Source organism: Sediminibacillus terrae, from assembly GCF_009602435.1.
Classification (GTDB): Bacteria; Bacillota; Bacilli; order Bacillales; family Amphibacillaceae; genus Sediminibacillus; species Sediminibacillus terrae.
This window is the reverse complement of sequence record NZ_VZDQ01000005.1, coordinates 55,724-68,749: the sequence shown is the minus strand read 5'-3', so window position 1 is coordinate 68,749 and position 13,026 is coordinate 55,724. Positions and strand designations below refer to the sequence as shown.

12 protein-coding genes and 1 rRNA gene are annotated in these 13,026 nt (G+C 44.9%); all 13 read right to left on the bottom strand.

Annotated features, from left to right (window positions below; all coding sequences use genetic code 11):
- Positions 1–208: ribosomal RNA gene (locus F6X55_RS02095) — 16S ribosomal RNA — on the bottom strand; the annotation flags it as partial.
- Positions 209–673: 465 nt separating this feature from the next.
- The gene (gene lysS, locus F6X55_RS02090; RefSeq protein WP_153461773.1) at positions 674–2,158 is read right to left on the bottom strand and encodes a lysine--tRNA ligase; all 1,485 of its coding nucleotides are present in this window, start codon (positions 2,156–2,158) and stop codon (positions 674–676) included.
- 229 nt (positions 2,159–2,387) lie between these two features.
- Positions 2,388–2,636: a helix-turn-helix domain-containing protein gene (locus F6X55_RS02085; protein ID WP_026569013.1), complete on the bottom strand. Its 249-nt coding sequence runs from the start codon at positions 2,634–2,636 to the stop codon at positions 2,388–2,390.
- A complete protein-coding gene (folK, locus tag F6X55_RS02080; RefSeq protein ID WP_026569012.1) occupies positions 2,606–3,118 on the bottom strand; it encodes a 2-amino-4-hydroxy-6-hydroxymethyldihydropteridine diphosphokinase in 513 nt (170 codons plus the stop codon). Before folK ends, F6X55_RS02085 begins: the two co-directional genes overlap by 31 nt.
- On the bottom strand, positions 3,118–3,480 hold the full coding sequence (gene folB / locus F6X55_RS02075; protein ID WP_026569011.1) for a dihydroneopterin aldolase: 363 nt from the start codon (positions 3,478–3,480) through the stop codon (positions 3,118–3,120). Before folB ends, folK begins: the two co-directional genes overlap by 1 nt.
- Positions 3,473–4,312, bottom strand: a complete 840-nt coding sequence (gene folP / locus F6X55_RS02070; protein WP_026569010.1) for a dihydropteroate synthase — start codon at positions 4,310–4,312, stop codon at positions 3,473–3,475. The genes folB and folP overlap by 8 nt, the downstream gene beginning before the upstream one ends.
- Positions 4,313–4,475: 163 nt before the next feature.
- A complete protein-coding gene (cysK, locus tag F6X55_RS02065) occupies positions 4,476–5,405 on the bottom strand; it encodes a cysteine synthase A (protein ID WP_200865428.1) in 930 nt (309 codons plus the stop codon).
- 231 nt (positions 5,406–5,636) lie between these two features.
- Positions 5,637–6,515 carry an Hsp33 family molecular chaperone HslO gene (gene hslO / locus F6X55_RS02060; RefSeq protein ID WP_153461771.1) on the bottom strand — a complete coding sequence of 293 codons (879 nt, stop codon included), beginning with the start codon at positions 6,513–6,515 and terminating at the stop codon, positions 5,637–5,639.
- A gap of 410 nt (positions 6,516–6,925) precedes the next feature.
- The gene (gene ftsH / locus F6X55_RS02055) at positions 6,926–8,905 is read right to left on the bottom strand and encodes an ATP-dependent zinc metalloprotease FtsH (RefSeq protein WP_035426420.1); all 1,980 of its coding nucleotides are present in this window, start codon (positions 8,903–8,905) and stop codon (positions 6,926–6,928) included.
- Positions 8,906–9,030: 125 nt separating this feature from the next.
- On the bottom strand, positions 9,031–9,573 hold the full coding sequence (gene hpt, locus F6X55_RS02050) for a hypoxanthine phosphoribosyltransferase (RefSeq protein ID WP_026569007.1): 543 nt from the start codon (positions 9,571–9,573) through the stop codon (positions 9,031–9,033).
- Positions 9,574–9,584: 11 nt separating this feature from the next.
- Positions 9,585–10,976 carry a tRNA lysidine(34) synthetase TilS gene (gene tilS, locus F6X55_RS02045; protein ID WP_153461769.1) on the bottom strand — a complete coding sequence of 464 codons (1,392 nt, stop codon included), beginning with the start codon at positions 10,974–10,976 and terminating at the stop codon, positions 9,585–9,587.
- Between the two features lie 270 nt (positions 10,977–11,246).
- The gene (locus F6X55_RS02040) at positions 11,247–12,200 is read right to left on the bottom strand and encodes a protein kinase domain-containing protein (protein WP_026569006.1); all 954 of its coding nucleotides are present in this window, start codon (positions 12,198–12,200) and stop codon (positions 11,247–11,249) included.
- Positions 12,169–12,903, bottom strand: a complete 735-nt coding sequence (locus F6X55_RS02035; protein ID WP_026770974.1) for a vWA domain-containing protein — start codon at positions 12,901–12,903, stop codon at positions 12,169–12,171. Before F6X55_RS02035 ends, F6X55_RS02040 begins: the two co-directional genes overlap by 32 nt.
- Between the last annotated feature and the right edge of the window lie 123 nt (positions 12,904–13,026).

The following is a 13,026-nucleotide window of genomic DNA, read 5'->3' as shown; positions in this document are numbered from 1 at the left end:
ATGCGGAGAAAGGTATTACCCGGTATTAGCCCCGGTTTCCCGGAGTTATCCCGATCTTACAGGCAGGTTGCCCACGTGTTACTCACCCGTCCGCCGCTCGTTCCACAGGTTTCACCCCGAAGGGATCTGCCTGCTTCCCGCGCTCGACTTGCATGTATTAGGCACGCCGCCAGCGTTCGTCCTGAGCCAAGATCAAACTCTCCATAAAAGACTTGCACATGGATGTGCTGATGTCGATGTTGCAACAGGACGTTGCGAACTTAATCGACGATCATTTGATGCTTGCTCGTTCAAAAACTAGCTTGTATATCTTGCTTGACATACTGGTTGTTTTGTTCAGTTTTCAAAGATCAAATTGACAGCTGCGTCGTCATCTGCAGCTTAAACATTATATCGTTTCTCAAATGAAAAGTCAAGAGTTTTTTATAATGCTTGTTCGCCTGATTACCGTTCAATTAAAACGGCAACTTAATTATTATAACAATTATCAGCAACAAAGTCAATAATTGTTTTCGGCTTTGTGTAAATGAGTTAGCGATTAACGCAACGTTTAATAATTTACCATGATTATTATCGTAAATCAAGAGAAGAATACAAGGGATTTAATGGAAACACTTTGAAAGTAACAAGATAGAAAAAAGCAGGTCGCCGTTAGCAACCTGCCTTTTTGGTACTACTCTCTATTTCTCATTTGAGGGAACAACAGAACGTCGCGGATAGATGGCGCGTTTGTAAGCAGCATGACAAGCCGATCGATGCCGATTCCCAATCCGCCTGTCGGCGGCATTCCGTATTCCAGCGCTTCCAGGAAATCTTCGTCCATCTCGTGCGCTTCATCATTGCCTTGTTCTTTTTCTTTTACCTGCGCTTCAAAACGTTCCCTTTGATCTATTGGATCATTGAGCTCAGAGAAAGCATTTGCGTGCTCTCGACCTACAATAAACAACTCAAATCGATCGGTGAAACGGTCGTCCTCAGGGTTTTTCTTGGCAAGTGGAGAAATTTCCACGGGATGTCCATATACAAAGGTAGGTTGGATCAACTTTTCTTCCACCCTTTGCTCGAAAAACTCGTTGACAATGTGTCCGAAAGTCATGTTGTCCTTAATGTCGATTCCATGCTCTTTGGCTAACGATTTTGCTTCTTCATCGCTCATTTCCTTCCAGAAGTCCACACCCGTATACTCCTTAACGGCATCCACCATATGAAGCCTTGTCCACTCCGGCGCCAGGTTCACTTCATTATCTCCATATTTGACAGTTGTGGAACCCAGCACTTCTTTCGCTATATGCGCTACCATGTTTTCAACCAATGACATCACGTCATGGAAATCAGCATATGCCTCGTATAACTCCAGCATAGTGAATTCCGGATTATGCCTGGTGGAGACACCTTCATTACGGAATACCCTGCCGATTTCATATACTTTTTCCATGCCGCCGACAATCAGCCTCTTCAGATGCAGCTCTATTGCGATTCTCATGTACAGAGGAATATCCAACGCATTGTGGTGTGTTATAAATGGACGCGCAGATGCACCTCCGGCAATGCCGTGCATCATCGGCGTTTCTACTTCTAAAAAGCCATTACTGTCCAAGTATCTGCGCATTGATTGAATGATTTTACTACGGGTAAGGAATGTTTCCTTGCTTTCCGGGTTGGTGATCAAGTCTAAGTAACGTTGACGATAACGTTGCTCAACATCCTTCAACCCATGGAATTTATCCGGAAGCGGGCGCAAAGATTTGGTCAACATTTGAAATTCGCTTGCTTTGACAGATAACTCCCCGACTTTGGTTTTAAACACGGTTCCTGTAACACCGATAATATCACCGATGTCCGCAGTCGTGAACAATTCGTATGCTTCCTCGCCCACTCTATCTTTTCTGACATACAATTGTATTTGACCACTAAGATCTTGAATATGAGTAAAGCCAGCTTTTCCTTTCCCTCGCTTTGTCATAATCCGGCCGGCGATGGTGGTTTCTGCTTCTTTCTCTTCCAGCTCTTCTTTGGAAAAGCCATCATATGCTTGTTTGATTTCCTCGGCCAGGTGAGTCCGTTCAAACTTAGTACCGAATGGGTCCAGGCCTTGTTCTTGTAAATGCTGCAATTTTTCCCTGCGTACCTGCAGCTGGTCATTCAACTCTTCTGTCATTGGTCTCACTCCATTTGTTATTTATCCTCTATTTCTCATTCATAACCCGGCCGCCATACTGCTATACAGTAGAAGACGATGTTCTGTTGTATTATAACGATAATGAAAAAACTGCCAGCAAAGCACTGGCAGCATTTTCTCTTTATTTTCAGTATAGAAAAGGTGCTGCAAAGTGTCAACGTTGGAACACTGTTACGGATCAACTTTGGCCAAAAGAATCATACCTATGTTAAACATGGACATCTGTTTTTGGATGTCTGTACTTATGTTTATCCTGTTCAGGTGCCAGCTCCTGAGCAGAAATCTCCAGCACGTCCGTAATCTGGCGGAGCAGTTCATCGCTCAGCATGCGAGTCCCCCGCTCTACTTCCCCTATTACAGATACCGAAACACCAAGCTTTCGGGCAAACTGGACTTGTGTATATCCTTTCAGCTTTCGATATGCCTTTACCCTTCTTCCCCATTCTTTCCCAGCCATCGCGCAACTCCCTTTTTCTCCGTTGTCGGCAGCTCATCAAGAATTGCTGAAACACTTTTGTTTTGAGTAGGAATAATTGCGTCTGGATTTACATCCTGCAAAGGTATAAGTACAAAAGCTCGTTCGTGCATTCTCGGATGAGGTACAAATAATTGCTCTGTTTTAATATTTTCTTGATTATAAAGCAAAATGTCAAGGTCTATTGTACGGGGACCCCAGCGCACCTCCCTTTTTCTTCCCTTTTCTTTTTCGATAGACTGGCAGTACTCCAACAATTCCCAGGCAGAAAGGTCTGTTTTTAACTCCACCACCATATTCAAAAAGTTGTCTTGCTTCGTGTAACCAACTGGCAGGGTTTCATAAATGTCCGACTTTTTTTTCACGATAATTTGCTGATGGTCTTCCAACGCTTGAACGGATTCGGTCAAGAAAGTTTCCCTTGGCTGGATGTTGGACCCCAGACCCACATAGGCCGTATTCATCAGGAACGCTCCCGGTAAATTTCAATTGCCACTGAGTCATAATGTCCCGGAATAGGGGGATCCGGTTTTATGACTTTCACCTTACAAGCTTGCAATCTGGCAAACCTTTCAAGCAAACCCGCGGCAATTTTTTCGCCGACACTTTCTATCAGTTGTTTTGCTTCTCCTTCGACAACCGCTTTGGTTATTTGATAAATCTGCCCATAATCAATGGACGCGTCCATGCTGTCCGTTTCACCGGCTGCTTTTAAATCGACTTCCAATGTCAAATCGACATAAAAACGTTGCCCTAACTTTCTTTCCTCGGGAAAAAGTCCGTGATAGCCATAAAACTCCATCTTATTCAAAAATATTTTATCCAATTCCGTTGTCTCCTTTCCCCATCATCGCATCCATCATTCTAGTCATATCTTTAATCATCTTGACATTATGGACACGGACAATGTCTGCAGCCCCTTTGCTAACACCGTAGCAAACTGTCGCACCTGTCCCTGCATCCCTTTCCGGTGCAGGGACGTCCAGCACTTTACCAATCATCGATTTACGAGATGTTCCCAATAGCATAGGAAAACCCAGTTCTCTGAATTGATCAAGATGGCGCAGTACTACTAAATTATCATCCGACGTTTTGGCAAATCCGATACCTGGATCAAGAATTATATTTTCCTTCCTAACGCCCGATTCCAAGGCAACAGTAATGCTTTCTCGCAAGTCCTTTTTCATATCTTCAATCAAATCACCATAATCCGTGTTATCGCGATTATGCATGAGAACAATCGGTACATCAAAAGCAGCTGCCACCTTCGCCATTTCCGGATCCCTTTTGGCTCCCCATATATCGTTCAGTATCGAGGCCCCTGCTTCCAAAGCTCTTTTTGCTGTCTCTGATTTATAAGTATCAATAGAAATCGGAATGTCAACTGCTTCTTTTACTGCTTGAATCACGGGTACCACTCGATCGACTTCGTCCTGGACAGCTACAGGGGTAAAACCAGGCCGGGTCGACTCTCCGCCTATATCGATGATATCCGCCCCTTCTTTTTCCATTAAAACCGCTTGCTCAACAGCTGCGGCAACCTCGCTGTACTTCCCCCCGTCGGAAAAAGAATCCGGAGTTACATTCAATATTCCCATTACTAATGTTTGCTTGCTCATGTTATATTGCTTCACTTTGGTGTTTAAGATAAAAGACATAAGTATTCCTTCTTTCTCACGGACTGTATGTATCTACTCCTATTCTACCGCAAATAAGGAAATTCTTCATGCCGCGAGCGATGAGAGTCGACCAAAGAAAAGCACGAGCACCCATTTCAAAAAAAGCACCTCCGCATGACTTAGCGGAGGCGCTGACTGGTACTTATTCGTTATCTTCAAATTGGTAAAGCGGTGTAGAAAGATATCTTTCCCCGTTACTAGGGATGACCGCAAGAACTTTTTTACCTTTTCCAAGTTTTTTGGCAACCTGTTTTGCTGCATAAATAGCTGCTCCGGAGGAAACCCCGCCAAGCAAACCATCCTTTTTAGCAGCTTCCCTTGCCGTAGCATAAGCATCCTCGTTGCTAACCTGGATGACTTCATCATAAACATCGGTGTCCAAGACTTCCGGAACAAAACCTGCTCCGATACCTTGTATCTTGTGCGGGCCAGGCTTACCGCCCGATAGAACCGGAGAAGCTTCTGGCTCCACGGCATAAATCTTAATGTCTTTATACTTTTCCTTCAACACTTTGCCGGCACCGGTAATAGTACCGCCAGTTCCTATACCAGAAATAAAGGCATCAAGCTGATCGCCCATTTGCTGAACAATTTCTTTGCCGGTTGTGCGTGCGTGAACGGCGGGGTTTGCCACATTGTTAAATTGCTGCGGCATGAAGTAACCGTTCGCCTCTTGAAGCTCTTCCGCCTTTTTAATCGCACCCTTCATTCCTTCAGCTCCAGGAGTCAGCACTAGTTCCGCCCCATAAGCGCGCAAAAGATTGCGCCGCTCCATACTCATCGTATCAGGCATGACCAGAATGGCTTTGTAGCCTTTGATTGCGGCTACCAGCGCCAGCCCAATTCCAGTGTTACCGCTAGTGGGCTCGATCAGTGTATCTCCCTCTTTTATAAGGCCTTCTTCCTCAGCAGCCTCTACCATCGCAAGGGCAATTCTGTCCTTAACAGAGCTTCCAGGATTCATGAATTCCAGCTTGGCATATACTTCTGCACTATCTTCATCTGTCGTCCGATTCAATTTTACAATCGGAGTATTGCCGATCAATTCTGCTATGGATTGCGCTACCTTCATTATTTACCACTCCCAATTCCCACTATATTTGTTGGATTTATACTCAATGTAATGAATACACTGCTAAAAGTCAACTAATCCGCCACCTATAGACAGATAATTAACACTATTCATATAAAGCAAATCATATACCCGCATTCCTTATGAAAAAGAACCAACAAACCCTTCTACACGTCCTATAGATGCAAATAATAAAAGGCAGAAGCAGCCTTTCCTGCTCCTCCCTTTTCTTTATTGTTCTTCTGTTTTTAAAACCTCTAAATCCTCTGCTGAAAAATGATACTGTTCGTTACAGAAGTGGCACGTAGCTTCTGCTCCGCCGTCTTCCTTGATCATTTGATCTATTTCTTCCTCTCCAAGGCTTTTCAGAGCGTTTTCCACTCTTTCTTTTGAGCATTCACATTTAAACTGGACAGGCAGACTTTCATGGATTTTCAGGTTTTCTGTCCCGATCAATTTCTCTAAAATTTCCTCCGGTGTGTTTCCGTCCCTTATGAGGCTGGAAATAGGCGGGATACTATTGATTCGTTGTTCCAATTGATCGATTGTGCCATCATATGCGCCTGGCATCACTTGCAGGATAAATCCGCCCGAGGCAAGAATGGTATGGTCCGGGTTAACCAAAACACCTGCTCCTACTGCTGATGGGATTTGCTCGGAATTCACAAAGTAATAAGTGAAATCTTCACTCACCTCTCCCGAAATAATCGGAACTTGGCCTGTGAAGTGCTCCTTTAAACCGAGGTCCTTGACCACGCTCAAGCTTCCTTGCGTTCCGACAGCTCTAGCTACATCCAGTTTTCCTTTTGCATTTAAATCAAAATCCACATGCGGATTAGTAATGTACCCTCGAACTTCCCCTTGTCCATTGCCATCAGCGATAATCGGGCCCACCGGTCCGTCGCCTTCGAGCTTGACTGTCAGTTTGTCATTCCCTTTCATCATCGCTCCCATCATGGAGGTAACGGTAATAGTTCTCCCCAATGCGGCAGAAGCTGTCGCCCATGTGTCATGACGCCTTCTGGCCTCTTCAACCGTTTCTGTGGACTGAACAGCATATGCTCTCACTGTCCCGTTAAAAGCTGTTGCTTTGATTAAATAGTCACTCATCTTGCATCATTCTCCTTTAAAGCTTAAATATTTGCGTCCGGCTAAAAAACCAAATGAACTAAAGGCCGAATAGATGGGATGGAAGCGGTCCGTCACCACCACCCACGGGCCCCATACGAAACTCTACCTCAAATCATTCACCAGGCAAACCAGCCAAAAAAGGGCCAGTAAACGAGCCCTGTCTGTATATCCCACCGCTTATAGGTGATTGTTCATTATACTTAAAACCAGTACGGTATTTGTATTCCCCACTTTTAAAACAAAAACCAGAATCCAGCAGAGAAATTCACGTACCCACTTACTATAATCGATTTCGTAGACATATACACATCATTCGACTCCTGACAGGCGCCCAACCGTTTTGTATAGAAAAACGCCCTCTTTGTCTCACTTCAAAGAGGGCGTAATTATCAATCGTTATTTTTATTTTGGTCAGGAGCATTGTCTTCTGCATTGTCATGAGAAGCTTCGTCTTCTGATTTTGTTTGGATATTCACTTTCATATCCTTCGTTTCGGAATTCTCATCCTGGTCTTGTACATTTCCATCTTGCTCGGAAACTACTTTGTCAGGCATTTTTCCTTCTTCAAATAACGATTTTATCTCGCTGGCATCGAGTGTTTCCACTTCCAGCAAGGTTTTAGCTACCAACTCGAGCTTGGACTTGTTTTCCGTCAGAATCTCTTTTGCACGTGCATAGCACTGATTGATGAAGTTCTGTACTTCCTGGTCGATTTCATAAGCGATTGCATCACTGTAAGTTGGTTCGTTCTGCATATCTCTTCCCAGGAATACCTGTCCACCCGAGCTGCCAAATTGCAGCGGGCCGATCTTATCACTCATGCCATACTCGGTAACCATCTTACGGGCTATACTAGTGGCACGCTGGAAGTCATTATGGGCTCCGGTACTGACCTCGCCGAATATAATTTCTTCCGAAACCCGGCCGCCTAGCAGTCCGGTGATTTTATCCAACAATTCCGGTTTTGTCATGAAGTAACGATCTTCCCTCGGCAGCATGACCGCATATCCACCAGCCTGGCCGCGTGGTACGATTGTTACTTTATGGACCATGTCTGCATCATCCAGTACCATTCCGATGATGGTGTGACCACTCTCATGGTAGGCAACAATATTTCGTTCCTTCTCGGAAATGACTCTGCTCTTCTTGGCAGGTCCTGCAATGACACGGTCAATTGCTTCATCTACGGAAAGCATATCGATTTTCGGTTTATCGCTTCTCGCAGCCACAAGCGCCGCTTCATTAAGCAGGTTTTCCAAATCGGCACCGGAAAATCCTGGTGTCCGCATGGCAATCGTTTTAAGGTCAACGGAATCATCCAGCGGTTTGTTTCTGGCATGAACCTTCAGTACTTCTTCCCTGCCTTTAAGATCAGGCCGATCGACAGTGATTTGCCGGTCGAAACGCCCTGGACGCAATAAGGCTGGATCGAGAATGTCCGGTCGGTTTGTGGCGGCGATTATGATAATGCCCTCGTTTTCCCCGAAACCATCCATCTCGACAAGAAGCTGATTCAATGTTTGTTCACGTTCATCATGACCACCGCCGACACCAGCTCCACGCTGTCTGCCGACTGCATCTATTTCATCAATAAAAATAATACATGGTGCATTCTTTTTAGCGTTCTCAAACAAATCACGAACACGAGAAGCACCGACACCTACGAACATTTCCACGAAGTCGGAACCACTGATGGAAAAGAAAGGCACGCCAGCTTCTCCGGCAACGGCCTGTGCCAGCAAGGTTTTACCTGTACCCGGAGGGCCGACCAACAGAACCCCTTTCGGAATTCTTGCCCCGATATTGGCAAACTTACGAGGATCCTTTAAGAAATCCACGACCTCTACCAGTTCCTGCTTCTCTTCATCGGCACCTGCAACATCTTTAAATCTGACCTTCTTCTTCTCTTCGCTGTACAGCTTGGCTTTGCTTTTACCGAAGTTCATAACTCGGCTGCCGCCGCCCTGCGCCTGATTTAACAGGAAGAAGAATAAGATAAATATAATAACAAACGGAATCATCGTGGTAAGGAATGTTACCCATCCGCTTGGTTGCTCCTCTTCTTCAACATTCAGTATCCCCTGGTCGGTTGCTGTATCGGTAATACCGGCAACGATGTCAGGATTATCCGGAACATTGGTGATGAATGTTTCGTTTTCTTCGCCGGTTAATTCTCCAGTTATACGATAAACACCATTAGAGGGCTGCATGGTCATATCTGAAATTTCACCATTGTTCAATTTCTGCATAAACTCATTGACATTATATTCTGTTTCTTGATTGTTCTGTCCATTAAATACTCCGACAATTCCGATTACCACCAGGAATATCAGGAAATAAAAAATGACATTACGAAAAATTCGGTTCATTGCCTACCTCCTCCCAAGCGAGAAAACTATAGTAAATAGTACCATATGAAAAAGGACCAATACAACTGATTACCCTTTTAAGATATGTCAATATTTCGACAGTCATACCTGTCAATCAAACAAGATTATTCACCGCCGTAAATCTTCGGCTTCAATACTCCTACATAAGGAAGATTGCGATACTTCTCTTTGTAGTCCAACCCATAGCCTACCACAAATTCATTCGGCACATGGAATCCGACAACATCGGCCTTGATATCTACCTTCCTGCCTTCGGGTTTGTCCAAGAGTGTAACGATTTTAATCGAGTTGGCCTTCCGGTATTTAAACAAATCAACCAGGTAACTGAGCGTCAATCCACTGTCGATGATATCCTCTATTATCAGTAAATCTCTACCCTCGACCTTTGTATCTAAATCCTTGACGATTTTCACTTCCCCGGATGATCTGGTTTCTCCTCCGTAGCTGGAAACATCCATAAAGTCCATCTCAAGGTGAGTATCCATTGCCCGGAGTATATCTGACATAAATGGCATCGCGCCCTTCAGCACCCCGACTGCCAATGGGAATTTCCCTTCATATTCCTTTGTTAAACGTGCCCCTAACTCCTGGCATTTTTCTTTGATTTCTTCTTCAGAAATCAGAACTTTTTCGATATCGTTATTCATTCCTGATCCTCCTAGATGTTACTGTTCTTCTCGTAATGCAACCGCAGAAATTTGCCGTCATGACCACCGGAAGGCAGAACCGCACTTCTTAATCCAGCCAGCCATAAAATATTGCCTTTTCCATCTTCGACTACCGGCCAACCCTCTCTTAAGCCAATCGGTATTTTTTCATCAATAAGGATATCTTTGATCTTTTTTGTCCCTTTCATTCCTTTGACCCTCATTTTATCTCCAGGTTTTCGGGAACGGATGGACAACGGCCAGTTTATTCCGGCTAAATCATATGTAATGGCAAAGCGGGAATCTTCCAAGGGTTCACAGACAACCGAAGCAGACAGGATGGATCCGTCAGGCAGTTCGACACTGCCCGGGCCTTGCAAAACTATGTAATAGCTGCCGCCGAATTCGGCCGCAAAAGAAAACGTAATTGAATGGTATGCCTTGATGATCTTCAATCCTAAGGGCAAATCTACCGATGCGTTTGCTTTACTGCTTGAAATCAGGCTGAAGAATCGATCCTCATGGGCATATGAAAGGTCAGGTGAAGTCGAATCGTATAGATAATTCAATATTAGATGAAAGGCTCGCCTTTGTAAAGCAATGGGGAACTTGGCAAAGGTTTCTATCTGAAACGCCGCCTGTTTATCACCTTCTGTGAACTCTACATGGGCAAGGACAAGTTTTTCTGCCTGTTCGGTCAAATAAGTTTCATCGCTTCTTGCTGCATCACTCAGCCTGCGAACAGTTTGTAAGAAGTTTGGATTTTTTGCTTTGAGAAGCGGGAGGACGTGTAAGCGGAAATAATTCCTTGTATAATCGTCCTCTTCGTTGGAAGGATCCCTTCTCGGTACCATCCCATGCTTCACACAATAATCCTCGATTTCAGCCCTGGAGGAACTCATGAAAGGACGTATGATAATCCCGCCGGCGAACGATCGCTTGATCGGGATACCCTGCAATGCCGAAATATTCGCACCCCGCGTTAAACCCATCAGAACAGATTCCGCCTGGTCGTCGGCATGGTGGCCCAAAGCAAGATACTCAGCTCCGGACTTTTCCATTTGTTCGGCAAAAAACTGATATCGCAGATTTCTCGCCGAAAGCTGGGTGCCTGTGCCTTCCTTTCTCTTATACGCCGGCACATCCAAAAAGGTTTCAACAATTTCGATCTTCCACGAATTACATATCCCTCTTACAAATTCAACATCCTGTTTTGATTCATCCCCTCTTAAACCATGATCAACAGTCAATGCAATCAGCCGAAGGTTCCATTCTTCTTTCATCGAAGCTAAAATGTGAAGCAAAGCGAGTGAATCCGGTCCCCCTGAGACACCCACCAGAACAGTAGCCCCCTCATGAAGCAGCTTTTCTCTTTTAATTAACTCTTTGACTTTTGTTTCCATATTCCCCACTCCATTACCGGCTAACCATTAATTTCTGCGCCGTTGACCGGTCGCTTCCGCTTTTGTTCGTCCAGCTCCAGCTCCCAACGGCTCGAAGACTTCCTTCACCTCCGTCAATAAGTCAACATCTTCGCTGCGCTCAGTGTTTCCTTTATCTCCTTCGGCTCAGTCCACTCCCTGCGCCGTTGACCGGTCGCTTCCGCTTTTGTTCGTCCAAACCACTTTAATCCTATCACTTCCGATTTTGTACTGCAAAAGAGGCGGTATGGTTTAGATTAACAAAATATGAAATAAATAAAACAGACCTGCAGCAATTAAAATACTGATGCTTTCCAACAGGGACCGATCCCGGTTGGCTGTAGTCACTTTTCTGGCAGTTGCCCTGGTCATTTTCGGGGAAGTTTGCGGCCGGTACATAAGAAGGGTGGCAATCTCTTGTTTCATTTGACTGCTGGAGGTATAGGTACCTTTAAGCGCCTTTTTCAGTGGAACCTGGAATCTTTTCAACTGCCTGGTTGATCCTAGTTTGTTCATCAAAGTTTTTTCCGGTTGATTGCCTTTGTCGAATCTCCCCGGGTGATAAACATGCAGCATCACCATGGCCAAAGCAAACAAATCATAGGATGGTTCTGCCTTTCGACTGCCCATATTCCAGTAGCCTCGATCATAAAATTCCGTATATTCCTTAATGGATCTACCGATTTGTGTCGTTCCGCCTACATCGATCCACCTGACTCTTGGCGGAGAGGAGGCGACCAGCAAGTTCTCCGTCTTTAAATCGCCGAACACCCAACCTGATCGGTGCAGGTGCTCTAAATCTCCTAACAGCTGCATCATGAAAGTACCCAGCCAATCATCTCCGTTCAAACGGATGAAGGTGCCAAGCCCTTGACCGTTTACATATTCCATGACATAAAAAGAGTATCTGGCACCAGAAGGATGGAGCCAATCATCGACATCCAACAAAGAAGGTCCAAGGCTGCCGTTTCCCTGGACCTTTTTTAAGGTTTTCAAAACATTCACTTCGGTGGTGATGGAGGAACCACTGGAACTTATTTTTAATGCAGCCCGATTTCCTTGATGATCGCAAAGATAAACGGTGCCTACTGCTCCGTTTCCCAGCTTTTTAACAATTTTGTACTGGTTTCTATGCCACTTTCCCGAGATAATCGTTCCTGGAGGGAGAGGATGCTCACGCTTCTTCGACGTCTGATCGATTTTCATTTCTAAAGCTCCTTAGCAAGCTTTTCTTGCCAAATTGATACATCGCCTCTTTCAAAGCTGGTCCTGTCGGTGTAATACCGCCACTAGTAAGCTTAGGGAAAACAGAGGATATAGAATCGAGCCGCGGTGCCCAGTCCAACACTTTGTTTATTGCAGTCTTCTTACCCGGAAAAGCATAGATTGAGAACCGATTTCTGCCAATCCTTGCATTCAGGCTGACTGATAAATCGAACAATGCTTCCTGAACCGTCGGAAGCTTGTCCGTCATGCTTGCACTCGTATCTACCAGGACAAGCACTTCCAAATCGCACGTCTCGCCAAGATCCTCGACAACCTCCATGACTTCCCCTCTTTGTTCCGGGGGTAAATCTTCCAGACTTTGATTTGGACCCAGGATTTGTTGCAATTCCTGATTGACCACTCCCTGAAGTGTTTGTGTCATAGCTTGTTTGGTAACGGCCTGTACTGTTTTTGACAAAACTTGTTGGTAGACGATTTGGCTGACGCCGCCACCAGACAGCGCAATATCCTCCACTTCTTGCAGTCCACTGTCGTGTTCCGTCTGACTATCTTCCAATACGCCAATCACATTCACGGTAATGCCCTGTTCAAAAGCCAAGGCCGCTACTGCCGAAGGGTTCTCTCCTTTGTTGGAACAGCCATCGGTAATCAGCAAGATTTGCTTTAATGTTCCTTTTTTCATAAAACTACTCCTCCTCGAATATCCATCCTACTGGTATATGTTTGGTTCTGACTGGGGCGGTTTCATTTGCATTCATTATCACCATTTTCGACGTTTGGAGGAAAAATATACCTGCAAAAAGGA